This window comes from Mesorhizobium sp. M1365, assembly GCF_040317865.1.
In the GTDB taxonomy this organism is placed as follows: Bacteria; Pseudomonadota; Alphaproteobacteria; order Rhizobiales; family Rhizobiaceae; genus Mesorhizobium.
Genome location: NZ_JAMYLG010000025.1, coordinates 17,610 through 41,286, shown reverse-complemented (window position 1 = coordinate 41,286; position 23,677 = coordinate 17,610). Strand labels below are relative to the sequence as shown.

The 23,677-nt window shown below is 64.2% G+C and carries 22 protein-coding genes; 8 read left to right on the top strand and 14 right to left on the bottom strand.

Translation table 11 applies throughout. The features are described 5' to 3' along the window. The first annotated feature begins 70 nt into the window (after positions 1–70). On the top strand, positions 71–1,474 hold the full coding sequence (locus tag NKH04_RS22785) for an aminotransferase-like domain-containing protein (RefSeq protein ID WP_352970709.1): 1,404 nt from the start codon (positions 71–73) through the stop codon (positions 1,472–1,474). A 30-nt stretch (positions 1,475–1,504) separates the two neighbouring features. Here the strand turns inward: NKH04_RS22785 and NKH04_RS22780 are convergent, their stop codons facing one another. From NKH04_RS22780 to NKH04_RS22770, 3 genes are all read right to left on the bottom strand, one after another. After that, entirely contained in the window at positions 1,505–2,002 is a 498-nt protein-coding gene (locus NKH04_RS22780) for a MaoC family dehydratase (protein WP_023676428.1), read from the bottom strand. 138 nt (positions 2,003–2,140) lie between these two features. Then, on the bottom strand, positions 2,141–2,569 hold the full coding sequence (locus NKH04_RS22775; RefSeq protein WP_352830992.1) for a phasin family protein: 429 nt from the start codon (positions 2,567–2,569) through the stop codon (positions 2,141–2,143). A gap of 82 nt (positions 2,570–2,651) precedes the next feature. Further along, positions 2,652–3,956: a DUF445 domain-containing protein gene (locus NKH04_RS22770; protein ID WP_352970705.1), complete on the bottom strand. Its 1,305-nt coding sequence runs from the start codon at positions 3,954–3,956 to the stop codon at positions 2,652–2,654. 191 nt (positions 3,957–4,147) lie between these two features. Here NKH04_RS22770 and rirA point away from each other — a divergent pair, with 191 nt between their 5' ends. Further along, positions 4,148–4,609: an iron-responsive transcriptional regulator RirA gene (rirA, locus tag NKH04_RS22765; protein WP_352771488.1), complete on the top strand. Its 462-nt coding sequence runs from the start codon at positions 4,148–4,150 to the stop codon at positions 4,607–4,609. Positions 4,610–4,789: 180 nt separating this feature from the next. Here the strand turns inward: rirA and NKH04_RS22760 are convergent, their stop codons facing one another. The 5 genes from NKH04_RS22760 to hemP are packed head-to-tail and all read right to left on the bottom strand — an operon-like array spanning position 4,790 to position 8,892. Then, a complete protein-coding gene (locus tag NKH04_RS22760) occupies positions 4,790–5,578 on the bottom strand; it encodes a heme ABC transporter ATP-binding protein (protein ID WP_352470349.1) in 789 nt (262 codons plus the stop codon). 10 nt (positions 5,579–5,588) lie between these two features. Next, the gene (locus NKH04_RS22755; RefSeq protein ID WP_352539708.1) at positions 5,589–6,692 is read right to left on the bottom strand and encodes a FecCD family ABC transporter permease; all 1,104 of its coding nucleotides are present in this window, start codon (positions 6,690–6,692) and stop codon (positions 5,589–5,591) included. A gap of 5 nt (positions 6,693–6,697) precedes the next feature. Continuing rightward, complete coding sequence (locus NKH04_RS22750; protein ID WP_353045009.1) at positions 6,698–7,606, bottom strand: heme/hemin ABC transporter substrate-binding protein; 909 nt, start codon at positions 7,604–7,606, stop codon at positions 6,698–6,700. Positions 7,607–7,617: 11 nt separating this feature from the next. Beyond that, a complete protein-coding gene (locus NKH04_RS22745; RefSeq protein WP_353045008.1) occupies positions 7,618–8,676 on the bottom strand; it encodes a hemin-degrading factor in 1,059 nt (352 codons plus the stop codon). Between the two features lie 9 nt (positions 8,677–8,685). Beyond that, complete coding sequence (hemP, locus tag NKH04_RS22740) at positions 8,686–8,892, bottom strand: hemin uptake protein HemP (RefSeq protein WP_352451949.1); 207 nt, start codon at positions 8,890–8,892, stop codon at positions 8,686–8,688. Positions 8,893–9,093: 201 nt separating this feature from the next. Between hemP and NKH04_RS22735 the strand changes: the two genes are divergently transcribed. Genes NKH04_RS22735 through NKH04_RS22725 form a run of 3 tightly spaced genes read left to right on the top strand, consistent with a single transcriptional unit; the run spans position 9,094 to position 13,070 of the window. Then, the gene (locus NKH04_RS22735; RefSeq protein ID WP_502896452.1) at positions 9,094–11,307 is read left to right on the top strand and encodes a TonB-dependent hemoglobin/transferrin/lactoferrin family receptor; all 2,214 of its coding nucleotides are present in this window, start codon (positions 9,094–9,096) and stop codon (positions 11,305–11,307) included. A gap of 5 nt (positions 11,308–11,312) precedes the next feature. Then, positions 11,313–11,744, top strand: a complete 432-nt coding sequence (locus NKH04_RS22730) for a hypothetical protein (protein ID WP_352470344.1) — start codon at positions 11,313–11,315, stop codon at positions 11,742–11,744. Positions 11,745–11,780: 36 nt separating this feature from the next. Beyond that, positions 11,781–13,070: an energy transducer TonB family protein gene (locus tag NKH04_RS22725; protein ID WP_352816917.1), complete on the top strand. Its 1,290-nt coding sequence runs from the start codon at positions 11,781–11,783 to the stop codon at positions 13,068–13,070. Between the two features lie 68 nt (positions 13,071–13,138). On the opposite strand, the gene putA is transcribed toward NKH04_RS22725, so the two are convergent. Further along, a complete protein-coding gene (gene putA, locus NKH04_RS22720) occupies positions 13,139–16,750 on the bottom strand; it encodes a bifunctional proline dehydrogenase/L-glutamate gamma-semialdehyde dehydrogenase PutA (protein WP_352970701.1) in 3,612 nt (1,203 codons plus the stop codon). A 162-nt stretch (positions 16,751–16,912) separates the two neighbouring features. On the opposite strand from putA, the gene NKH04_RS22715 reads away from it, so the two are divergent. Next, a complete protein-coding gene (locus tag NKH04_RS22715) occupies positions 16,913–17,365 on the top strand; it encodes an Lrp/AsnC family transcriptional regulator (RefSeq protein ID WP_352816922.1) in 453 nt (150 codons plus the stop codon). Positions 17,366–17,389: 24 nt separating this feature from the next. On the opposite strand, the gene NKH04_RS22710 is transcribed toward NKH04_RS22715, so the two are convergent. After that, positions 17,390–18,589 (bottom strand): cytochrome-c peroxidase, encoded by a 1,200-nt coding sequence (locus tag NKH04_RS22710; RefSeq protein WP_352816925.1) that lies wholly within the window; start codon positions 18,587–18,589, stop codon positions 17,390–17,392. 7 nt (positions 18,590–18,596) lie between these two features. Then, a complete protein-coding gene (locus NKH04_RS22705) occupies positions 18,597–19,043 on the bottom strand; it encodes a FixH family protein (RefSeq protein WP_352451991.1) in 447 nt (148 codons plus the stop codon). A gap of 157 nt (positions 19,044–19,200) precedes the next feature. Here NKH04_RS22705 and NKH04_RS22700 point away from each other — a divergent pair, with 157 nt between their 5' ends. Next, positions 19,201–20,130 carry a sugar kinase gene (locus tag NKH04_RS22700; RefSeq protein ID WP_353045007.1) on the top strand — a complete coding sequence of 310 codons (930 nt, stop codon included), beginning with the start codon at positions 19,201–19,203 and terminating at the stop codon, positions 20,128–20,130. Here the strand turns inward: NKH04_RS22700 and NKH04_RS22695 are convergent. The 3 genes from NKH04_RS22695 to NKH04_RS22685 form a co-directional block, all read right to left on the bottom strand. Further along, on the bottom strand, positions 20,123–21,124 hold the full coding sequence (locus NKH04_RS22695; RefSeq protein WP_353045006.1) for an NADP-dependent oxidoreductase: 1,002 nt from the start codon (positions 21,122–21,124) through the stop codon (positions 20,123–20,125). The two genes, NKH04_RS22700 and NKH04_RS22695, sit on opposite strands and share 8 nt — an antisense overlap. Positions 21,125–21,129: 5 nt before the next feature. Continuing rightward, entirely contained in the window at positions 21,130–22,077 is a 948-nt protein-coding gene (locus tag NKH04_RS22690) for an alpha/beta fold hydrolase (RefSeq protein WP_352831010.1), read from the bottom strand. An 86-nt stretch (positions 22,078–22,163) separates the two neighbouring features. Beyond that, entirely contained in the window at positions 22,164–22,979 is an 816-nt protein-coding gene (locus NKH04_RS22685) for an oxidoreductase (RefSeq protein ID WP_352500909.1), read from the bottom strand. Between the two features lie 106 nt (positions 22,980–23,085). Here NKH04_RS22685 and NKH04_RS22680 point away from each other — a divergent pair, with 106 nt between their 5' ends. Beyond that, positions 23,086–23,670: a TetR/AcrR family transcriptional regulator gene (locus NKH04_RS22680; protein WP_352685094.1), complete on the top strand. Its 585-nt coding sequence runs from the start codon at positions 23,086–23,088 to the stop codon at positions 23,668–23,670. The last annotated feature ends 7 nt before the right edge of the window (positions 23,671–23,677 follow it).

The following is a 23,677-nucleotide window of genomic DNA, read 5'->3' as shown; positions in this document are numbered from 1 at the left end:
GCGGTCTGGCTCCGCCAGAGACAATCAGGTACAGTTTGACAAAACCGTCATGGTAGGGCGAGCAGTACGGATGGATGAGCAGACGACAACAGATGAGCGCAGCCGAACGCTTGTCGAAAGCGTCATGGCGACGATCAGGCACAGGATCGCCGCGCGCAGCCTCACACCGGGAACGCGGCTGCCTTCGATCCGGGCGTTCGCCAAGGCCATGCAGGTTTCCAAATCCACCGTGGTCGAAGCCTATGAGCGTCTGGCGGCGGAAGGCATGATCCGCTCGCGGCCAGGCTCGGGCTTCTATGCCGCCGGACCGCTGGCTCCGCTGTCGCTGGCCGAGATCGGCCCCAGGCTTGACCGTGCTGTCGACCCGCTCTGGGTCTCGCGCCAATCGCTGGAAGCCGGCGACGGCGTCCTGAAACCGGGTTGCGGCTGGTTGCCGGCGTCATGGATGCCCGAGGCCGGATTGCGTCGCGCGCTGCGGACGATGGCCCGCGCCGACGACGCAGCGCTGACCGATTACGGCACGCCGCTCGGCTTGCCGGCGCTACGCCATCTGCTGGCGCGGCGCATGGCCGAGCACGGTATCGAAGCCTCCCCGGACCAGATCATGCTGGCGGAATCGGGCACTCAGGCGATCGACCTGCTGTGCCGGTTCCTGCTCGAACCGGGTGACACGGTGTTGGTCGACGATCCCTGCTACTTCAACTTCCATGCCCTGTTGCGCGCCCATCGGGCCAAGGTGATCAGCGTCCCCTACACGCGCTCGGGTCCGGACATCGAGCTGTTCGCGCAGGCACTGAACGAGCATCGGCCGCGCCTCTACATCACCAATTCGGCGCTCCACAATCCGACCGGCGCCATATTGTCCCCGGTCGTTGCCCATCGGGTGCTGAAGCTCGCCGACCAGTCAGGGCTGACCATCATCGAGGACGATATCTTCGCCGATTTCGAACACACGCCCGCGCCCCGGCTGGCTGCCTTCGACGGCCTCAGCCGGGTCATCCACATCGGAAGCTTTTCCAAGACCCTGTCGGCATCGGTGCGCTGCGGCTTCATCGCCGCTCCTCGCGACTGGATGGAAGGATTGACCGATCTCAAGATCGCCACGTCGTTTGGCAGCGGTCGGCTTGCATCCGAACTGGTACTGACGCTGCTGAAGGACGGCCTCTATCGCAAGCACGTCGATCTGCTGCGCGCGCGGCTCTCGCGCGCCATGGAAGAAACCGGCACCCGCCTCAGGGCGATCGGCATCGTGCCATGGATAGATCAGCCCGCCGGCATGTTTCTATGGTGCAGGCTGCCGGAGGGGATAGATGCCGCGGACGTCGCCCGCCATGCTCTGTCGGCCAATGTCGTGCTTGCGCCCGGCAATGCGTTCAGCCTGTCCCGTTCGGCCAGCCGTTACATGCGCTTCAACGTCGCCCAATCGGGAGACGACCGGGTTTTCAGGGCGCTTGAACAGGCGATGTCGCGTTGATTGCGCTGCCGCAAAACTGAGGCTGAACTCTCAGGCCCCTGCCCGCTTGCGGCGTGCATAAAGCATGACGAGCGTCTCGGCGGTCAGCGCCGGCCTCTGCTCGCCTTCGATCTCGACCGTATTGGCGGCCTTCATCAGATATTGCCCCGGACCTTTGTCTTCCATCGACAACAGCGTGGTGCGCAGCCTGATTCGCGAGCCGACCCTGACCGGCGCCACGAAGCGCACTTTGTCGAAACCGTAGTTGAACGCGGCCTGCGTGTTTTCAGGTACGATCCCCATCTCGAGCGCCAGCGCGCCGATGATCGACAGAGTCAGATAGCCATGCGCGATCGTGGTGCGGAACGGGCTTTGCCGCTTCGCCCGCTCGGGATCGACATGGATCCATTGATGATCGCCCGTGCATTCGGCAAACTGGTCGATGCGGTGCTGATCGACCAGCGTCCAGTCCGAAACGCCCAACTCCTGCCCGGCCATCGCCCTGAGTTGCTCGAAGGTCGGCGGCGTCCTCGGCCGTATCTGCGTCATTCCTGCTTTCCCGATCGCTTGCCTGTTCCGGACCACGACGGGCCGCCCCTGTCAATTCGCCAGTGCGATTCCAGCCCATAATCTTCGGCCGCGAACCGCCGGTCTTCGCTGCCGGCAAGCGTGCTGCCGGGGAACAGCTTACCTCTTGTCGTCGCCGGCGCGGATCTCCTCCATCGCCTCCTTGATGCGGCTGCGCAGGATTTCAATTGATTCGGTGCCGGACGCCCTTGCCAGTTCGGCCATCTCGCCGGCATTCTTCAGCGCGGTCTCGAAGGATTTCCTGGCGAACGCCGCCTGCTTCTGCATCATTTCCTGCGGATTGCCGGGTGCTCTGTAGCTTTGTGCCATGTGGGTGATTTCGCGCAGCGTGTCCTGCAGCATCTCGCGTTGCCTTGACAACAGCGCCGACGCTCCGGCGGCGCTCGCCCGTGCCGACTTCTCCAGCGCTTCCAGGTTCCTGGCGTGGTGGGCGAGGATCGCCTCGACATCGACATTCGGCAGCTTCAGGTCGCGGCCGAATTTGCCGAACATGTCGATGAAGGACTCGGACTCCGGTCGTTTTGCCATGCTGGTTCTCTCCCCTGTTGCCGCGAACGCCGCCACTGCACGGAAGATAGTGCAGCGAAGCTCAGCGGTCCATTCGGACTAGTCAGCCGACAAGAAACACCCGTTCGGCAGTGTAGAGCACGACGCCGGCAAGGCCACCGATGATCATGCCGTTGAAGCGGATATATTGCAGGTCCTTGCCGATGTTCATTTCGATAAGCCTTGTCAGTTGCGCGAGGTCCCAGCGCTTGACCTGGTCGGCGATGAACTTCGACACGCCGCTCTTCTGGCTTTCGACGAAGGAGGCCAGCGCCACGATGAACCCCTGGTTCATGTCGGCCCTGATCTGCGCGTCGTCGGCAAGATGGCGGCCGACCTCGACGAACATGGTGGCGAGATGGTCGCGGATCATCGAATTCGGCGCCTTGGCGTCCTGTTCGATGAACAGCCGCAGGCTGTCCCACATATCGCCGGCCAGCGCGCTGAGCTCCGGCCGGGCAAGGAAATCGCGCTTCAGCTTTTCGGCGCGCCTGGCATATTGTTTGGATGTCCTCAGCCGCTCGACGAAGGTTTCGACGAAAAGGTCGAATTCGACTCGCATCGGATGGTGCGGATCGGCCCGCACCTCATCGAGCAGCGAGCCGGCCGACGCAATGATCTTCTTCAACAGATAGGCGTCGGCGCGAAACAGGTTGAACAGCGACGGCAGTTCCTCGCGGATCTTCTCGCGCATCGTCGCCAGCGCCTGCTCGTCGCTCAGGAAGCGGCCGACCACCTTGGTGAACTCGTCGAATAATTTCTGGTGGCGACGATCATCAGTCAGTGCCGACAACAGTTCGGCGGCGAGCGGCGCCAGCGGCACCTTTTCGATCTGCTCCAGCATACGGCTGGTGACGAAGCCGCGCAGCCCGGATTGCTCGACCGCCGCCAGCATCTGCGGCACCAGCCGGCCGACGAAGCGCGACAAATCGGCGGCGCGGTTCGGGTCGGCCAGCCAGTCCGCGACCAGCGCGGAAAAGTCCACCTCGGCGAGCTTTTCGCGCACCGGTTCCGGCGCCAGGAAATTCACCTCGATGAAGCGGCCGAGATTGTCGGCGATGCGGTTCTGGTTTTCCGGGATGATGGCCGTATGCGGGATCGGCAGGCCAAGCGGCCGCCGAAACAGCGCCACCACCGCATACCAGTCGGCCAGCCCGCCGATCGTCGCCGCCTCGGCGAAAGCGGCGACGAAGCCCAGCCACGCATGCCGGCTCTCGAGCGATTTCGCCACCGCGAAGATCAGCAGGCAAAACGCGAGTGCTGCGGCGGCGACGAACTTGGTGCGCCTGAGCGCCGAAAGCTTGGCGTCGGCATCGGCGTCGAACCGGACGGACGCGACGGATGCAAATGCCGGGGCTGGTCGTGACATGATGGGCCGCTCCTGATCGTGTATGCGAACTTATCTAGTGTCGCCTGCCTCAGAAAGCGCGCCGCTGGTTCCGGTGCGCGCAATCGTGCACGCAAACTTGACGCCGGAATTCATCTATTATGCAGCGCCAGTCTGGAATTGTTCCAAACTATAGGCCATATTGACGCCAACCACTGTTATGTGAGGACACAATGCGGCTTACCCGTCAGACCAACTACGCCATGCGCATTCTGATGTATTGCGCCGCCAACACCGAGCGGTTGAGCCGCATCCCCGAGATCGCCGCCGCCTATTCGGTATCGGAACTTTTCCTGTTCAAGATCCTGCAGCCGCTGGTCGAAAACGGCCTGATCGAAACGGTGCGCGGCAGGAATGGCGGCGTCAGGCTCGGCCGCACGGCCGAATCAATCAGCCTGTTCGATGTCGTGCGGGTGACGGAGGAAAGCTTTGCCATGGCCGAGTGCTTCGAGAACGACGCCGCCGAATGTCCGCTGGTTGACAGCTGCGCACTGAATTCGGCATTGCGCGAAGCGCTCAACGCCTTCTTCGCCGTGCTGTCGCGCTACACGATCGCTGACCTAGTGGCGGCGCGCCCGAATGTGCGCCACCTGCTCGGCATCGACATGCTGGTGCAAAGGGCGCCGGCCGCCTGATTTCTGGTCGCATCTCAATTGGTGAGGTCTGTTGAGATTCAGGTCAGGCCGAGCCGGAGTCGAAGACGGGCGCGAAGCGACCAAAATGGTGGGTTCCGAGAACCCGAACGGAGTACGTTTGGGTACGTGAGTACCGGAAGCGCAGGAAACCGCCATTTGCAGGCCGGCATCACCTGGATATCAACAGACCGACTGCGGCAATACGAACGGCATGTTTGCCGCCGGCAACACGCCGACCTTCAGCCGGCAATCGAAGACCTTTTCGATCAGCTCGTCGCTGAGCACCTGTTGCGGCGAACCTGTCGCGGCGAGCCTGCCGCGATGCATGACGAAAATCCGGTCGGCATACATCGCCGTCAAATTGAGGTCGTGCAGGATGGCGACCACGCCGCCTCCCCGTCTGGCGAAATCGCGCGCGATGTCCATGATGATCAGCTGGTGCTTGATATCGAGGCTGGACACCGGCTCATCGAGGAACAAATAGCGCGGCTTGCCATCGAGCACCGGCGCCCAGACCTGGCAGAGTACGCGGGCAAGCTGCACGCGCTGCTGCTCGCCGCCGGACAGCTCCTGGTAGAAGCGGCCGGCGAAACCGTCGAGGTCGACGCGAGCCAGCGCCCGTTCGGGCAGGCGCTGGTCCTCGCCGGACAGCGCGCCGGAGCGCCCGCCGACCAGGCCCAGCCTGACGATCTCACGCACTGTGAACGGGAAGGACAGCGTCGTCGCCTGCGGCAGCACGGCGCGCAGCGTCGCCGCTTCGAGAGGCTTCATCGCGGATAGATTGCGGCCGTTGACGGTGACCTCTCCCGAATAGCCAAGATCGCCGGACAGTGCTCTGAGGAAGGTCGTCTTGCCCGAACCGTTGGGGCCGACGATGGCCGCGATTTCGCCGGGCCGCGCCTCGAAATCGACATTGGCGACAATGCGCTTGCCGCCAATCGCCACCGAGACATCGCGCGCTTCGATCATAGGCAAACCCTCACAAGTCGATGACGCCGCGCTTGCGCAGCAGGATCCACAGGAAGAACGGCGCACCGGCGACCGCGGTGACGATGCCGATCGGCAATTCGGCCGGGGCAACGATGGTGCGGGCGACGGCGTCGGCCAACAGCAGCAGCGCGGCACCAAGCAGTGCCGATGCCGGCAGCAAATAGCGGTTGTCGGGGCCGATCAGCAGGCGCAGCAAATGCGGCACGACGATGCCGACGAAGCCGATGCCGCCGCTGACGGCGACCGACGCGCCGACCGCTGCCGAGACGCCGACAATCGCGGAGTATTTCAGCCGCTGCACCGGAATGCCGAGATGGCCGGCCGTGGCCTCGCCGAGCGCCAGCGCGTTGAGGCCGCGCGCCAGGAACGGCATTGCCGCCAGCGCCAGCACGATGACCGGCCCGACCGAGCCGATCTTCTGCCAGGTTGCGCCGCCCAGCGAGCCGAGCTGCCAGAAGGTCAGGTCGCGCAATTGCCGGTCGTCGGCCATGAAGATCAGGATGCCAGTCAGCGCCATGGCAAGCGCGGCCAGCGCGATGCCGGCGAGCAGCATGGTGGCGACGGAGGTCTGGCCTTGCCGTGTCGCTACCCGATAGAGCAGCAATGTCGTAGCCAGCCCGCCGCAGAACGCAGCCAGCGGCAAAGCCATCGTGCCGAGCGCCGAAGTCAGCGGCGCCAGCATGGTCGAGCCAAGCACGATGACGGCGACCGCACCGAGGCTCGATCCGGCCGAAACGCCGATCAGGCCGGGGTCGGCCAGCGGATTGCGGAACAACCCCTGCATGACGGCACCGGAGACTGCAAGCGATGCGCCGATCAGCACGCCCAGAACAACGCGCGGCAGACGGATGTCATGGATGATCAGGCGGTCGCGGGCGCTCAATGCCGCGTCGCCGGGCAACGCGCCGAACAGCCAATCATGCATGACGCCGATGGCCGAGGCATCGGATGCGCCGGAGGTCAGCGACAACAGCACGGCGATAGCCAGCCCGACGCAGAGCAGCACGATGACGAGGCGGGCGCGCCGCGAACGATCACCCTCGGCTGCCGTCGCCATGATGCCCGCCGCACCGGCGATCGAATGATCGGCCATCGCGCTCAATCCGTGACCTGGCCGCCATAGAGCGAGACGGCGAGGTCGTGGATGGCGTCGGCCGTGCGCGGGCCGAAGCCGAGCAGGTAGCCGCCGTCCATGCGGATCAGCCTGCGGGCGGCACCCGCCGGCGTCGAAGCCACGGCAGGGTTCGAAAACAATTCGTCATCCGCGGTGGCCGGTCCGGCATTTTTCATCATCAGGATCACGTCGGGCCTGGCGGTGATGACTGCCTCGTCCGACAATTGCTTGTAGCCGGCAAAGCCGTCGATGGCGTTGATGCCGCCCGAAAGCTTGATGATGCCGTCGGCGGCGGTGTCGCTGCCGGCGGCAAGCAGCTTGCCGCCCTGCATCGACAGCACGAACAGGATGCGCTCGCGATCCTTGATCGAGGCGGCCTGCTTTTCGGCTACCTTCAGCTTGGCGTCTATCTGGGCCGCCAGCGCATCGGCCTTGGCCTCGGTGCCGAGCGCCTTGCCGACGATGTGGATCTTTTCGAGAATGCCTTGATTATCATAGCGCTCGGGCACCTCGATGAACGGGATGCTTGATTTCTTCAGCACGTCGACGGCTTCCTTCGGTCCGCTGCCGTGCAACGCCAGTATGCCCGACGGATTGACCGACAGCACACCCTCCGGCGACAGCTGGCGCATGTAGCCGACATCCGGCAGTTCCACCGCCGCTTGCGGATATCGGCTGGTCGAATCGCGTGCGACAAGGCGATCCTGTTCACCGAGCGCGTAGACGATCTCGGTGATCGAGCCGCCGATGGCCACGATCCTCGAGCGATCGGCGAAAGTCGCGATGCCCTCGGCGGCTTGAGCCGTCATCAGCGTGGCGAACCCCAGGAAAACGGCGGCCGCAGGACCAAGCGCCGACCTGGAGACCGATGCCAGCCTGGAGACAAGAACCATCGTCGTTTTCCTCAGGCTGCGGTCGGGCTTGGGATACGCGGCAGGTTTTCGGCCAGAAAGCGCCAGTCTTCGCGCTCGCTTTCGCCTTCATGCCGCTTACCGAAGAACTGGATGATCATCTTGCCGTCGGCGCCATAGACTTCGAGCGACGTGACATGGCCGTCCCTGGTCGGCTTGCGCACGGCCCAGATCTCATCGATGTGGTCGGTCCGCAGGTGCAGATGGAAGGTCTCGTCGAGCACGTTGAGCCATGGTCCCATCGGCTTGATCGAGGCGACGGGGCCGGAATGGATCTGGATGCAGCCGCGATTGCCGACAAAGCACATGATCGGCATGGCGCCGGCAGCGGCGTGGTTGAACATGGCGTTCACCGCATCCTTGTCGACCAGCCAGGCGTAATCCTGGCCGACCATGCGCACCGCCTGTCGGCGGCTGATCTTCAGTGTCTTCAGCATGCCGAAGAACTGGTGCACGTCGGTCAGCTGGCTCCAGCGGTCGCGCAGATCGTCGATGCTCGCCGAATTGTCCGCAGTCTCGGTCTCGTCGGTGGTGCCCGCTGAAATCGCCACCGTCGGCTCCTGGTTCGGCGATTCCAGCCCGGCCACCAGTTTCTGATAGGCATAAAGGTTGGAGGCTGGCCTGAGGTGCACCTTGTGTACCGCCTCGCCTGCGGTGTCGAAGAACTGCAGGCTGCGGCGGATGTCGGCGCCGTCGCGCTTTTCCACGGCAAAGCCGTGTGCCCAGACTTTTGGGAAAATGCGCAGGTCGATATTGTCACCGAGCACCATGGCATTGTGATTGCCGGTGACGACCTTGTCGTAGACGCCGATCTTCTCGTGCACCGCGCTTTCGTTGCGGGTCAGCGCCATCACCTCACCGACAGCTTCGAGGCCAGTCAAAAGGTCGTTGACACGCGGCTCGACGCGCACGACGCCGTCGCCGCAATGCGCGGCGACCAGTTCGGCCTCCGAAATACCGAGCTGGGCGGCGAGGTCGCGCTCGCGCATTTTCGGATTGTCTGCCCGTGCCCGCCGGATCTCGTGCGGGGCGGGTTTTACGCGCTGGTCCATTTCTGCCACCTACTTGTTGAGGATGAGCTTGCCCTGCCGGGTGATCTTCAGCCGGTACAGCGCACCATGATGCTCGATGCCGATCTCGTGCTCGCCCTGGAACAGCGTGTTGCTGGACAGCGTTCTCACGGCCGATTGGACCCGGTCGAAACGGACGGAATTTTCGTCGGAACGGCGGACGCGATAGCGAAAGTCGCTGGGATTGTGCGTGTTCATGGGTTCGATCCCTTTCCTGTGCCTGGCATCTGGCTCGGGGCCTGCGTGAAATGCCGATTCAATTCTTGACTCGAATGATCATGTTATCTAGCAGTGCAATACCGGAGTAAATGAGTCAACATTTAAGACGCCGGACGCGATGAAAAATGCCAGCGAGCCCCAAGCCAGCCAGCATCGAACATGGATTCTTGGAGTTGCAGCATGGGGTTGGCGAATTGGGGACGGCTGGCGGGCAGCGGCCTGACACATTGTTCTATGACAAGCAAAATGGCCGCGTTGCTGGCCGGCGCGGCGGCGATCCCGCTGCTCGCCACACCGGCCGGCGCCCAGCAGGCCGCCCAAGCGGCAGCCGACCAGCAGCAGACTGACCCGTCTCAACAGCCCGAAAAGGTAAAGCCGGCCCCGGCGGGTACCACACTGCTCGACAAGATCCTGATCCTCAGCCGTACCGGCGAGACGGCGATCGAGTCGCTTGCTTCAGCCAGCCATGTCGACGAGGAACAGCTCGAGCGCCGCATGGCGACGACGCCCAACGAAATGCTGTTCGGTGTGCCGGGTGTCGCCGTCCAGGCCGACGCAAGGCGTGTCAGTTCCAGCATCAACATCCGCGGCCTGCAGGACTTCGGCCGCGTCTCCGTCATCGTCGACGGCGCCCGCCAGAATTTCCAGCGCTCGGATCATGGCACGCAATCGACCTTCTACATCGATCCCGAATTGATCAAATCCGTCGATGTGATCCGCGGTCCGGTCGCCAACACCTATGGCTCCGGGGCGATCGGCGGCGTCGTATTTTTCGACACCAAGGATGCGCAGGATTTCCTCAAGCCCGACGAGACCTGGGCGGCATCCGCGACCGGGCGCTACGAAACCAACGGCGAAGGCTGGACCACCAGCGCCACCGGCGCCTATCGGATCAACGAGAACTGGGACGTGCTTGGCAATATCCTCTACCGCGACTATGACGACTACGAGCATGGCGGCGGCGACACTGTAGCGGGCACCGGCTTCGACGTCTTGAGCGGCCTCCTCAAGACGACCATCCGCCCCAGCGAAAACAGCGAGCTGAAGCTGGGCTGGATCGGCTCGAACGACGGATGGACCGAGACCAGCGGCAGCGCGCCGGTGAACGACGCCGACCTGAAGGCGAATACCTTCACGGCCCGCTACAACATCACCGACCAAGACAAGAGCTGGCTCGACCTCCACATCAACGCATCCTACAACAAGACCAAGCTCGATCTGACGACCCTTGTCGCGCAAAACCGGTTTGATCCGGTCACCGGTCTGCCCGTGGTTTTGCCGGCGGGTTCGAAATCGACGTTCGACATCGGCACCTCCGGCATCGACATTTGGAACACGTCGAGATTCGAGACCGTCGGCATTGCGCATGAGCTGACCTATGGCGGCGACTGGGTTGGCGACGATGTCGAGACAGGCGGCACGGCGGGCGGCGACAGCTTCTATACGCCCTCGGGCAACAGGAACGTCTCCGGCGCTTACGTTCAGGACAAGCTCACCTGGGACTGGCTCGAGATCATCGCCGGGCTGCGCTACGACAGCTACAAGCTTGACAGCGATGTCGGCGAAACCTCTGGCGACCGGCTGTCGCCACGCATCACAGTGGGCATTTCGCCCTTCGAGAGCGCCAGCCTTTCCGGGCTGCAATTCTACGGCACCTACGCTGAAGGCTATCGTTCTCCGTCGCTGTCGGAGACCCTGATCAGCGGCAACCATCCAGCCGGCGTCAGCTTCCCGTTCCTCCCCAATCCCAATCTCAAGCCCGAAACCGGCAAGACCGTGGAGTTTGGCGTCAATTACAGCACCAACGGCGTCATCGAGGCTGATGACGCGCTGCGGCTGAAGGCGGCCTATTTCAACAACAACGTCGACGACTACATTGATGGCGTAACGCTATCACCGTTCGACCCGACCAGCGGCTGCCCGTTCGGCCCGGGCATCCCGATCTGCTTCCAGTATCAGAACTTCGCCAAGGCCAAGATCCACGGTTTCGAGATGGAGGGCGTCTATGATGCCGCCTGGGGCTTTGCCGGGCTTTCGGCGTCGTTCACCGACGGCCATACGATTTCCTATGAAGGCGAACGGGCGGACCTTGTCACCGTCCCTTCCTCCCAGGTCACCGGGCAACTCGGCTTTCGCTTCCTCGAGGACAGGCTGACCGTCGGCGGCGAGGTGCAATACAACGGCAAGCCGCAGGGCAACGCCGTCGCCAAGGACTACACGCTGGTCAATGCCTTCGCCAGCTACCAGGCAACCGACAATTTCAAGGTCGATTTCCGCGCCGACAATCTGTTCGACGTCAAATACGCCAACCCGCTGAACGCATCGACCACCAGTGTTGTCTACGAGCCAGGCGTCACCCTGAAGCTGGCGGCGACGATGAGGTTTGGAGGCTGACAACAATGACAGGCATCACAGCATCCCTTCGTCTGTTCGCCGCGGTGCTGGCAATGTCGCTTGTTGCGGCTCCGGCGTGGACACAACAGCAAGCACCGGCGCTGATCCTCGAGCTCAACGGCGCGCAGCCTTCCGACAAGGGCTGCCGCCTGACCTTCGTGGTCACCAACAATCTCGGCGCCGACCTTTCCAAGGCGGCATTCGAGATCGCATTGTTCAACGAGGCCGGCGTCGTCGACCGGCTGACCGTGCTCGACTTCAAGGAGCTGCCGGCAGGCAAGACCAAGGTGACGCGTTTCGATCTTGCCGGCACGGATTGCGGCAAGGTCAGCCGCGTGTTGATCAACAGCGCCACGGAATGCGCCGGCGCCGAGCCGAATGCCTGCATGCGCGGGCTGAAGACGCAGACCAGGACCGGCATCGCCTTCGGGGTCTGAATTTTGGGACCGGAACCCGCATTCGCGCGAAACGCCGTGGCGTGGCCACTAGCCGGTTTCCTGCCGCCGGAGCCGGACGATCCGGACTTCGCCATCCCGCGCGAGGCGCTGCGTGTTTCGCTGCGCGACAGGCCGGAAGACAGTTACATCGCCGATGCCGACGGCGACTTGCCGACGGTGCCTGCGGAGCCATTGCGGCAGGCACGACAGACGCGGCGGCGCCGCAACTGGACGGTGGCGATCGCCTGCTCTTGCGCATTCCACGTAGCCGTGGCGCTGGCCTTTCTCACGCTGCCGGACGACCGGCCAAGCATCGAAGGTGCCGACCAGCAAGGCGAAATGCTGCTCGGCGCCGACCCACAGCAGGCGGCCGGCGATGTCGGAGACGATCCGGAAGTGGCCAACGTGACGATGGTGACCATGCTGGACGCCAAGCCGGTCGAAACGGTCGAGGCGCAGGCGGCCGCGGCAGAGGAGACGCCCCAGCCGGTCACCGATGCGGCGGAGACATCGGACAAAGAAGTGGTTGAGCCGGTCAACGAGGCCGCCACGGAAATCGCTGTGCCTGCCGATCGCACCGAGCCAGCACCTGCGCAGCCGGCGCGCCAGGACCCATCGCCCGACGTTCTTGCAACCGACAGGCTGGTGCCTGCCGACGACAATGCCGTGCCGCCGCCAGTCAGCGCGGTCGAAACGGCCGAACCTGCCGAGACGAGTGCGCCGGCACCAGCCGACCCGGCGCCGGCCGAAACGGTTCAGACGACCGAGACAGTCGGCGCGGCGGACGAACCGAAGCCGGACAGGCCGGAGCCCAAGCAGCCGAAGAAGGCAACCGCAAAGAACAAGCCGGTCAAAAAAGCCGAACCGACTGAAACCGAAAAGCCGCCCCTGCGCAAGAAGGCGGGCAAGGCTGCGGCCAAAGCCGACACCAAGAAGAAAAAAGCCGGCTCCGGCGGCCGTGACGAAACGGATGTCGCGCGCGGCATGGCCGACGGCAGGAAGGACGGCAAGATCCTGACCGCCAGCAGAGGCGGCAAATCAGGCATCGGCAATGCAGCCGTCACGAACTATCCCGGCAAGATCAGGTCAAAACTGGTGCGGGCCTTCAATTCGACACGCACGCGCGCCACCGGCACAGCAACCGTTGCCTTTACCGTCGGCTCGAACGGCAGCGTCCGGTCGGCCAGGCTGACGGGCAGTTCGGGTGTTGCCGCGCTGGACAAAGCCGCACTCGACGCAGTCCGCCGGGCTTCTCCGTTTCCTCCCATTCCGGAAGGAGCCGGTCGCTCGGCTTGGCAGTTCGAAGTGCCGCTCGGTATCAGGTAACGATCGTCCTCATGCGGGCACCAAAGTCGGCGCCGCCCCTGCCAGCGATGAGCGAACCCTGGCGAAACCTACGCAGCGGCCAGCAGGCTGGCATTGCCGCCCGCCGCCGTGGTGTCGACGCAGACGGCGCGCTCGTGGGCATAGGCGGCCGGATAATAGACTTCGCTGACCAGCGGCACGATCGGGCCGGCGCGCTCGGCGATGACCTTGCGCACGATGCGCGCGGCCTCGGGCGTACCGGAAAAGGCCACGACATCGACCCGCAGCGAGCGCGCTTCGACCGGGTCCGGCCGGCCGTCGATCGCCGCCAGCGGCAGGCCCTTGCCGGTCAGCGCTGATAGCGCCGCCGGCGCGCCGGGGGCGACGGCGAGCACGGCATTGCCGGCGGCCAGCGCCTGGATCGTCTGGGCAAGCAGCGTACCCGCGTCGGGACCGAGGCAGAGCACACGGCCGCGCGGCGACAGCGACAGCGTGTTGGCCTCGCCGGTCGGCCCGGGCAGGTCGACCTGGCCGAAATCGATGCCGGCGGCAGTGCCGATAGCCGCGGCACCCTTGCCGCGCAGATGTTTCCTCAGGATGGCGACGCGATCCGGCCGCGTCGACCAGCCGCCAAAGGCCGGGTCCGGCAGATTGTCGGCGAGCTCGGTCGCCGTCACCTTGCGGCCTTCGGCAAGATGGGTGCCGGCTTCCGGCCCCTTGCGGAAGCGCCGGAGATAATGTGGCCCGCCGGCCTTCGGCCCGGTGCCGGAAAGCCCCTCGCCGCCGAACGGCTGCGCGCCGACGACGGCGCCGATCTGGTTGCGGTTGACGTAGATGTTGCCGGCATGGATGCCATCGACGAAATGCTGGGCGCGGCCTTCGATGCGGGTGTGCAGGCCAAAGGTCAGGCCATAGCCTTTGCGGTTGATCGCAGCGATCACCGCATCGATCTCGTCGGCATCGAAGGTGGCGACATGCAGCACCGGCCCGAACACCTCGCGCTCCAACTCCTCGATGCCCTTGACCCGAAAGACGTGCGGCGCAACGAAGCGGCCGTCCATCGGCGCTTCGAGCTTGGCGATCAGCCGGCCCTGCAGGCCCATTTTGGTGCAATAGCCACGGATCGACGCTTGCGCCTCGTCATCGATGACCGGGCCGACATCGGTCGATATCCGCCACGGGTCGCCGAGGCTAAGCGCTTCCATCGCGCCTTTCAGCATCTCAAGCATCTTCTTCTCGACGTCCTTCTGCACGTAGAGAATGCGCAATGCCGAGCAGCGCTGGCCGGCGCTCTGGAAGGCGGAGGCCAGGATATCGCGCACCGCCTGTTCGGGAAGTGCGGTGGAATCGACGATCATGGCGTTGAGGCCGCCGGTCTCGGCAATCAGCATGGCGTCAGGCGCGGCGGTGTCGGCGAGCTGCTTTTCGATCAGCTTGGCGACCTCGGTCGAGCCGGTGAAGCAGACGCCGGCAATGCGCGGATCGGCGGTCAGCGGGCCGCCGACCGAGGGGCCGTCGCCGGGCAGAAGCTGGATGATGTCTTCCGGCACGCCGGCCTCGCGCAGCAGCTGGACAGCGCGGAAGGCGATCAGCGGCGTCTGTTCGGCCGGCTTGGCAATCACCGAATTGCCGGTGACGAGCGCCGCCGCAATCTGGCCGGTGAAGATGGCCAGCGGAAAGTTCCACGGCGAGATGCAGGCGATGGCGCCGCGCGCCTCGGTGCCCGCCTCGGCATTGGCGGCCTCAGCCGCATAGTAGCGCAGGAAATCGACCGCCTCGCGCACCTCGGCAACGCCGTCGGCCAGCGATTTGCCAGCCTCGCGGGCGGCCAGCGCAAAGAACTCGACGGCGTTCGCCTCGTAGAGATCGGCCGTGCGGTTGAGGATGGCGGCGCGCTCGGCGACCGGGCGTCTTGCCCATGCCGGTTGTGCCTCGACGGCGATGCGAACGGCGGTCTCGACCTGCTTGGCGCCGGCCTCGCTGACCGTGCCGACCACTTCCGAAGGTTTCGCAGGATTGACCACCGGACGCTGCTTGCCATAGCCGGCAGCGCGGCTGACCGGCTTGGCGTGCCAGCGCTCCGGCCCGGCGAACTCGGCCCTCGCCTTGTCGATCGCAGCCAGCGTCAGCGTGTCGGTGATATCGAAACCCTTGGAGTTGCGCCGGCCGGGACCGAAGATCGCCGACGGCGGCACGATCGCTGGATTGGCGGCGGGACCTTGTTTCTCCACCGTTTCGAGCGGGTCGCGGGCAATGTCCTCGGGCTCGACTTCCTCGTCGGTGAGCTGGTGGACAAAGGAGGAATTGGCGCCGTTTTCGAGCAGCCGGCGGACCAGATAGGCGAGCAGGTCGGAATGAGCACCGACCGGCGCATAGATGCGGCAGCGAGTGCCTTCGGCCCGCCGCACCGTCTCATGCAGCGCCTCGCCCATGCCATGCAGCCGCTGGAACTCGAACGTATCGCGCTCCGTCGTCATCGACAGAATCGCGGCGACGGTGTGGGCGTTGTGGGTGGCAAATTGCGGGTAGATGCGGTCGGTCATCGCCAACAGCTTCTTCGCGCAGGCCAGGTAGGAGACGTCGGTGTTGGCCTTGCGGGTAAAAACCGGATAGCCGTCGAGCCCGAGCGTCTGCGCCCGCTTGATCTCGGTGTCCCAATAGGCACCCTTGACCAGCCGCACCATGATGCTGCGGTCGTATTTCCTCGCCAGCTCGTAGAGCCAGTCGATGACGAAGGCCGCGCGCGGGCCATAGGCCTGCACGACGACGCCAAAACCGTTCCAGCCGGCAAGCTCCGGTTCGGCCAGCACCCGCTCGATGACGTCGAGCGACAAATCGAGGCGGTCGGCTTCCTCGGCGTCGATGTTGAGGCCCATGCGCGAATGGCGCGCCGCCAGCGCCAGCGACAACAGCCGCTCGGCCATGACGGGCAGCATCTTTTCCTTCTGCGTCACTTCATAACGCGGATGCAGCGCAGACAGTTTTACCGAGATGCCGTGGTTCTGGCGGATGTCGGGGCCGTTGGCGCCGGCATCGAGCGAAGAGATGGCATCGGCATATGCCTTGAGGTAGCGCAGCGCGTCGGCCTCGGTGCGGGCCGCCTCGCCCAGCATGTCGAAAGAATAGAGATAGCCCTTCTGCGTCATCGGTCGGCCGCGCCTGACCGCCTCGGCAATGGTGCGGCCGAGCACGAACTGCTCGCCCATTTCGCGCATGGCGGCGGCGACGGCCTTGCGGATGACCGGCTCGCCAAGCCGGCGCACCATGGCGCGCAGCGTGCCTTCGATGCCGCCCTCGCCCTCGTCGAGCACGCGGCCGGTCAGCATCAGCGCCCAGGTCGACGCATTGATGAAGATCGAGCTCGAGCCGCCCGCATGCGCCGACCAGTCGTGCGGCGCGATCTTGTCGGCGATAAGGTCGTCCATCGTCTCGGTGTCTGGCACCCGCAGCAGCGCCTCGGCCAGGCACATCAGCGCCACGCCCTCCTTGGTCGACAGGCCATAGGCGGACAGGAACACCTCCATCAGCCGCGGATCGGACGAGCCGCGCACCGCCCGCACCAGATCGGCGGCACGCGCCGAAATCGCCTTGCGGTCTTGCGCGGACAGCCCGGCCGCCTCGGCCAGCCGCTTCACCGCCTGGTCTTCGTCGGGCAAATAATTGGCACGGATCTGCTGGCGGATGGTATCGAGCGCTGGCATGGCGGTCCTGTAGAGCGAGCATAAGGGAGCGGGCCGGCGGTCACCGGACCGAACGGCGCAAGCTAACATAAGTAGGGATTGCAGTCGGTCCAAAGAAGTCGACAGAACAGATCGATCGATCTATCATTAGGGCTGATCACCTCCTATTCGACCAGGAATTCAGTGACGGAAGACCAATTGGACCGCATCGACAGGAACATCCTGTCGGCTCTGGGCAGCAATGGCCGGCTTTCCATGTCGGAACTGGCGGCGAAAGTCGGCCTGTCGAAGACGCCGGTGCAGGCACGAGTCAAACGGCTGGAGAAGGACGGCTTCATCAGGGGCTACCAGGCGATCATCGACCGTGAGCGCATGGGCGAAGGCCATGTCGCCTTCGTCCAGGTGAAACTGTCCGACACCCGCTCGGCCGCGCTCGACGCCTTCAACCGCGCCGTGCAGGCGGTGCCGGAGATCGAGCAGTGCCACATGATGGCATCGAACTTCGACTATCTGCTGAAGGTCCGCACCACCGACATCGCCGCCTACCGCCGCGTACTCGGCGAGCGTATCTCCGCCCTGCCGCACGTTGCCCAGACCTCGACGTTTGTCGCGATGGAGACGGTGAAGGATCGGTAGGAGAGCGCTGTTGTTGTCCCGCCCTCACTCCGCCAGTGTCTTCAAAAACGCCACCAGCGCCGCGCGTTCGCGGTCCGAAAGCTGCAGCGGGTGGATCTCGGATGTGCCCTCGACGCTTGCCGGTGCCTTCGAATAATGCGCCACCACCTCGTCGAGGGAGGAAAACTGCCCGGCGTGCATGTAGGGCGGCCGGGTGGCGGCACCCCGCAGCGACGGCGTCTTGTAGGCGCGGACGAGTTCCGGCCCGGTCTTGACCATGAAGCGCAACTCGCGGCAGGCGCTGGCATCGCCGTCGCGAAAGGCGCCGAAACAGTTGAACGGATCGGCCTCGACCTGCGCCACCGCGTCGACGCGGCCGCGATCCGGCGGCAGGCCCGCGACCGGCGGCACGCCGGTGTTGTGGAAGCTGCCGTCGGTAAAACGCGGGCCGTTGTGGCAGGTCACGCAATTGGCCTTGCCGATGAACAGCTTCAGGCCGAGGATTTCCTCCGGCGAAAAGGCGGCGTCGCCTTTCGGCTCGGCGCCCGCAGCCAGGTCGATGGCGAAGCGGTCGAAGCGTGTCTGCGGCGGCGCGATCGAGCGCTCGAAGGCGGCGATCGCCTTGCCGATGTTGGCAAAGACGCGGTTGACCTCCTCGGCTTGACTGGCGGGCATGGCGTTCCAGGCCGCCTTCTCGGCATCGGTGCCGAGCGGGCCGGCATTGGCCGGCACGCCCGAAAGGTCCGGCAGCGGCCCGAAGATGCGCTCGTAGCGCTCGCCGAAGCGGGCCTTGATGTAATGCGCGAAGGCGGCGCGGTTGCCGGCCTGCTCCAGCGGATTTTCGAGCGGTGTCAGCGCTTGCGCCCACAGGCTGTCGCGCCGCCCGTCCCAGAAGAACCAGGGATCATGCGCGACGCCGGCCAACGGCATGGTACGACGGTTGGTGCGGCCGACGGCGACCGCTTGCGGCAAGTCGTCCTGGAATTGGCGGTCGATCTTGTGGCAGGTCGAGCACGATACCGTGCCGTCGCCGCTCATCCCGGTGTCGAAGAACAGCGTCGAGCCGAGTGCCGCGGCGGCCGGCACATCGGCGAAGCGATTGGTGGTGTCGGGCTTCAGCGGCGGCAGCTTGGATAGTGCCAGCGAGGCGATGGTCTGCTTTTCGGCATCGGAAAACTCCGGTCTGCCGCAGCCGGCAAGCAGGGCCACCACCACCAACGCGAGAAGACTGGGAAACCGGCTCATCAGTGGCTCACAGCACCACATTGAAGACGACAGTGTCCGAACCGGCCGCAGCGGAAATGGCAAAATGCAATTGCCACCACCCGCTCATCGTGAATTTGACGCCGTCGATGCGATAGCGCCCCGCGCCGAGGTAATCGGTCGCCTGCGGGCTGGTCGGCAGACCGTGCTTGTGCTGCGGCATGCCGCCGGAAATCGTTATCGCGGCACCTTCCACCGGCGCACCCTCGACGGTTTTGAGCGTGAGCAGCCAGGATTCCAGTTCGCCCTGCCGGATGACGCCTTTCTCGGGCTCGAAAGTCGCCGCGAACAGCTTGTTCGCCGTCGTCTTGGAACGGCCGACGTCCGAGCTTGGTTGCGGTGCATGCGGCGCCGTCAGATAGACGATTGCCAGCACTCCGGCGAGCAAGGCAGCCAGGCCGAGGCCTCCAAGAAGATAACGCCATAACGATGCCAAACCCATTCCTGTTCTGCGGATAACGTTTCGCTGGGCAGATCGCGTCCCACGCCCCTGTGGGAAATCGCGCCCAGTGCAAGAATCCGCCGTCGCCAAGCATGGCGCTGCCGGCAGCAAAAAGCTACAGCACCGCAATTGCAGGATGGAGGAGTGCTTCATGGCAGGAATCGGCATCGCCTCGATCGGCGAGTGCATGCTCGAGCTTTCGGGCCAGGCCGGGCCGAACTGGCGCATGGGCTTTGCCGGCGACACGTTCAACACTTTGTGGGCGCTGCATGCTTTGAGCGGCGAGCGGCCGGCGACCTATGTGTCGGCCTTCGGCGACGACCCGTTCTCACGCGACCAGATCAAGTTCCTGGCCGAGAACGGCATCGGCATCGGCGCCAGCCCGGTGATAGCGGGCGCCCGCCCCGGCCTCTATGCGATCACGCTGACCGGCGCCGAACGTTCTTTCACCTATTGGCGGGCCGATGCGGCCGCAAGGCAGTTGGCTTCGGACCCAGCCGCTTTGCAGAAAAGCCTTGAAAACCAGGCGCTTGTCTATTTTTCCGGTATAACTTTGGCAATTCTCGACGAGGCTCCACGCAAGGTACTGCTGACGGCCGTGGCCACGGCGCGCGCGGCCGGCTCGCTGATTGCCTTCGATCCCAATTACCGGCCGCGGCTGTGGCGCCGGCGCGAGGACGCGCAGGCCGCGATCCTCGAGGCACTCGCCGTCGCCGACATCGCGCTCCCGACCTTTCCCGACGAGCAGATGCTGTTTAGTGATACGACACCGCAGAAAACAGCCGAACGGCTGCGAAAGCTGGCCGGCGAAGTCGTCGTCAAGAACGGTGAGGAACCGGCGCTGATCGCGCAAAACGGAACCTTGCAATCGGTTCCGGCGGTGCACGTCGCCACCCCGGTCGACACCACCGGCGCCGGCGACTCCTTCAACGGCGCCTACCTCGCCGCCCGCCTTGCCGGCCATGCCCCGGCAGAAGCCGTGCTGCGCGCTCATCGCGTCGCCGCCGCCGTCGTGCAGGTGCGCGGCGCCCTGGCGCCGTTCGAGACGCTCAAGGCTGCGTTCGAGGCACCCGCTATCTGACCTTGATGACGACCTTGCCCTTGGCGCGTCCTGTTTCGACATAGGCCAGGGCGTCATTGGTCGCTTCGAATGGAAAGACCCGATCCACAACCGGGCGGATCGCGCCGGCTTCGATGAGAGCGGTGATTTTGCTCAGCTGATCGCCCTGCGCCCACATGAACAGGAACGAAAACTGCACGCCGCGGCGCTTGGCTTTGGCCCGAATTCCGCGACTCAGGAAGCGCAGCACCAGCCTCAGCGTCAAGTTCAGTCCCTTTTCCCTGGCAAATTCGGCATCCGGTGGACCGGAGATGGAGATGAGCTTGCCACCCGGTTTCAGCACCCTCACGGATTTTTCCAGTGTCTTGGCGTCCTGGCTGTTCAAGACGACATCGTAGCCCGACAGAACTTTCTCGAAGTCGTCTTTCCTGTAGTCGACGACGACATCGGCGCCGAGACTTTTGACCAGATCGGCACTTGCCGCGCTCGCGGTTGTCGCAACGGTCGCGCCGAGGTGCTTGGCCAACTGAATAGCAAATGTCCCGACGCCGCCGGAACCAGCCTGAATGAAGACCTTCTGTCCCTTCTTCAGGTTTGCCCGTTCGATGAGCGTCTGCCAGGCGGTGAGACCGACCAGGGGAATCGACGCCGCCTCTTCCATACTGAGATTCTCGGGCTTCAAGGCTACGTCGGCCTCATTCACGGCAATGAATTCGGCGAATGTCCCAATCCGGCCGTCGCGCGGCCGCGCATAGACCTCGTCGTCGGCCTTGAACTTGCTGACTTGCGATCCTACGCGGATAACCTTCCCAGCCACGTCGTGGCCCAGGATGAAGGGCCGGCGGTAGGGCAGGATGAGCTTGAATTCTCCGGTTTTGACCTTGGAATCGAGCAGGTTCACCCCTGCGGCATGGACCTCGACCAAGACATCGCTGTCCTGGAGCTCCGGCTCCGGCATTTCGGCCAGCCGCAGGGCGCCCTTTTTATTATACTTATCGACAACGAATGCCTTCATGGCAGTTACTTTCCAAGAATGTCTGTTGCTGTTCGGGACGAAACAAGCCGAACGTTTTCAGCTGCATGGCCGCCCTGCGGCAAGGCCTCAGCCTCGAGGAAGGACAGCGCCTTCGGGACAAAAGCGGCGTGGTTCTGAAATACCCCGCCATGCCCGGCATCCGGATAGATGACCAGATGCGCCCCCGGGATACGCCCGGCGAGATCGTAGGTATTGCTGCTCGGCACCATCCTGTCCTGGTCGCCATTCGCAACCAAAGTGGGAATGCGGATGGTGCTCAGGTCTTGTGGCGCCTGGAGTCCGTAGGCCTTGATCGCCTTGAGTTGCGCGCCAAACGCGCTCAGCGATATCGCCTTGTCCCGGTTATTCCGGCGCTCCTTCAGCCGTTGCAGAAATGCGTTTGCGGCGCGGCGCCCATTCGGCGTTCTTGTGAAGAAGAGATAGTACTTCGGATCCCGAAAAGTCAGCGCGCCCTTGATCATGTCCACGATCGTCAGCGGCGTCACCTTGTCGATGCCTTGCCCACCGGCCGGCCCCGTGCCAGCCAGGATGAGTTTGCGCACAAGCTTGGGCTCGGTCAGCACAATCTCTTGCGCCACGAAGCCGCCGAGTGAAAAGCCGAAGAGATCGACTTCTTCGAACCCCAGCGCCCGGACAAAGGCGACCGCATCCCGCGCCATGCCGGAAATGGTCGACGGAGTTTTGCCACCCGAAGCACCGATGCCGCGATTGTCGAAGGCAATTACCCGCCGGGTCGCAGCGAGGCCATCGACGATGCGCGGATCAAAATTGTCCAGCTGAGCAGCCAGATGGTTGAGCAGGATCACCGGCACGCCCGCCCTGGGCCCGAGTTCCCTGTAAGCAAAGGCTGTGCCGCCGACGTCGATCGAGAGCGTTGGCACGTCCTGGAACAACGCCGGTGAACGCGGCAACCGATTGGATCTATGTGTCATGCTTGGCGTCTCCGTTTCGTAGGGCCTGGCCAAATGTGTTGTGGTTGCTAGTCGCATGTGCGTGAAATCCTCTGGCTCGCCGTTGTTCAGACCGGCAGTCGGAACTGCTTGCGCAGGCTCTTGTCGAAAATCCCCGCGGGGGCAAAGCGGCGCAGCAGGCTGACCTGGCGCGCTGCCTTGCCAGCGGTATAGCGCCGTCGCGGACGGGCATCGGTCGCTGCCTTGACAACCACATCCGCCACCACTTCCGGCCGATCGGCCTTGGGCATCACATCGCCCAGCAGCGCCTTCAACCCGGCTCGAGCCCGATCGTATTCCTTCAACAGCGAATCCGGCTCGATGCCGTTCTGGTCGAAGACGGTGCGGACGAATGCCGGCTCGATGACGGAAACGCGGACGTTGAAGGCGCGCACCTCGTGGTCGAGCGATTCCGAATAGCCTTCGAGCGCGTGCTTGACCGCCGAGTAATGAGCTGAGTATGGCGCGGGTACCAGTCCCAGAATCGAGCCGATATTGATGATGCGCCCTTCGCCGCGCCGCCGCATCGACGGCAACACCGCATTGGTCATCCGCATGACGCCGAACAGATTGACGTCGAACAGGGCTTGTACCTGTGCGACCGAGGATTCCTCGGCGCCGCCTAGCAGACCGACACCGGCATTGTTGACCAGGAGGTCGATCCGGCCGGTCTGCGCGAGCACGTTGGCAACGAGCGCATTGACGGCCGCATCATCGGTCACGTCGCATGCCAGCATGGTCACTCCGCCCGGACCATTACTGGTCTTGCGGCGACTTGTCCCGAAGACAGTGAAACCCGCCCGCGCCAAGGCCTCGGCGCTGGCGCGGCCGATGCCCGAGGAGGCCCCGGTCACGATTGCGGTCTTTTCAGAATTCCCATTCATTTTGATGTTCCAGGTTCGAGAGGTCTAGCTTATTTCCACGAATTGACTTATGATCGTAATATCAGATTATGAACATAATGCAATGGCAGGACAGGAAAGAAAGACCATGCGCTACGAAAAGGGCCGAAAAGACGCGTCACGCAGCCGGATCATGGAGGTCGCCGCCGAACGTTTTCGATCTGACGGTATCGCGGCGTCCGGGCTGGCAACCATCATGAGCGACGCCGGGCTGACGAACGGCGCCTTCTATCCGCACTTCCAGTCGAAGGCGGAGCTCGTCCGTGAAAGCGTGGCGGCGGCCTTGGACGCGCAGTCGCATGAAGTGCAGGAAGCATTGGCCGCCGGCGGTCCGGAAATGGCCATAGAGACGTATCTATCGGCCGAGCACCGGGACAATCCTGGAAAGGGTTGCGCTTCGGCCGCGTTGTTGCCGGAAATCGCGCGGCAGCCGCCTGAAACGCGAGCCCTCTATGCCAAGCGCGCTCAATCCCTGGTGCGCCAGATAGCTGAAGCTCTGCCGCAGACGAACGATCCCGAGGGCGCTGCGTTGGGCATGTTTGCAACGCTCATCGGCGCGCTTCAACTCGCGCGCGCCGTGGAAGGAACGGAATTATCGGATCGTATCCTGGCGGCGGGAGCAGCTGCCGCAAAGGCGCTGATCCGGCCGGTTCAAGACGAGGCGGCCTCCTGAGGGCAGC

Bases quoted from the DNA above. Each gene is read 5' to 3' on its own strand.
- NKH04_RS22785 (WP_352970709.1), top strand. From the start codon at position 71: ATGGATGAGCAGACGACAACAGATGAGCGCAGCCGAACGCTTGTCGAA.
- NKH04_RS22760 (WP_352470349.1), bottom strand. From the start codon at position 5,578: ATGATCGAAGCGCGCGATGTCTCGGTGGCGATTGGCGGCAAGCGCATT.
- rirA (WP_352771488.1), top strand. From the start codon at position 4,148: ATGCGGCTTACCCGTCAGACCAACTACGCCATGCGCATTCTGATGTAT.
- NKH04_RS22710 (WP_352816925.1), bottom strand. From the start codon at position 18,589: ATGAGCCGGTTTCCCAGTCTTCTCGCGTTGGTGGTGGTGGCCCTGCTT.
- NKH04_RS22750 (WP_353045009.1), bottom strand. From the start codon at position 7,606: ATGGTTCTTGTCTCCAGGCTGGCATCGGTCTCCAGGTCGGCGCTTGGT.
- NKH04_RS22735 (WP_502896452.1), top strand. From the start codon at position 9,094: ATGGGGTTGGCGAATTGGGGACGGCTGGCGGGCAGCGGCCTGACACAT.
- NKH04_RS22695 (WP_353045006.1), bottom strand. From the start codon at position 21,124: ATGAAGGCATTCGTTGTCGATAAGTATAATAAAAAGGGCGCCCTGCGG.
- NKH04_RS22755 (WP_352539708.1), bottom strand. From the start codon at position 6,692: ATGGCCGATCATTCGATCGCCGGTGCGGCGGGCATCATGGCGACGGCA.
- NKH04_RS22770 (WP_352970705.1), bottom strand. From the start codon at position 3,956: ATGTCACGACCAGCCCCGGCATTTGCATCCGTCGCGTCCGTCCGGTTC.
- NKH04_RS22745 (WP_353045008.1), bottom strand. From the start codon at position 8,676: ATGGACCAGCGCGTAAAACCCGCCCCGCACGAGATCCGGCGGGCACGG.
- NKH04_RS22680 (WP_352685094.1), top strand. From the start codon at position 23,086: ATGCGCTACGAAAAGGGCCGAAAAGACGCGTCACGCAGCCGGATCATG.
- NKH04_RS22690 (WP_352831010.1), bottom strand. From the start codon at position 22,077: ATGACACATAGATCCAATCGGTTGCCGCGTTCACCGGCGTTGTTCCAG.
- NKH04_RS22700 (WP_353045007.1), top strand. From the start codon at position 19,201: ATGGCAGGAATCGGCATCGCCTCGATCGGCGAGTGCATGCTCGAGCTT.
- hemP (WP_352451949.1), bottom strand. From the start codon at position 8,892: ATGAACACGCACAATCCCAGCGACTTTCGCTATCGCGTCCGCCGTTCC.
- putA (WP_352970701.1), bottom strand. From the start codon at position 16,750: ATGCCAGCGCTCGATACCATCCGCCAGCAGATCCGTGCCAATTATTTG.
- NKH04_RS22685 (WP_352500909.1), bottom strand. From the start codon at position 22,979: ATGAATGGGAATTCTGAAAAGACCGCAATCGTGACCGGGGCCTCCTCG.
- NKH04_RS22780 (WP_023676428.1), bottom strand. From the start codon at position 2,002: ATGACGCAGATACGGCCGAGGACGCCGCCGACCTTCGAGCAACTCAGG.
- NKH04_RS22775 (WP_352830992.1), bottom strand. From the start codon at position 2,569: ATGGCAAAACGACCGGAGTCCGAGTCCTTCATCGACATGTTCGGCAAA.
- NKH04_RS22730 (WP_352470344.1), top strand. From the start codon at position 11,313: ATGACAGGCATCACAGCATCCCTTCGTCTGTTCGCCGCGGTGCTGGCA.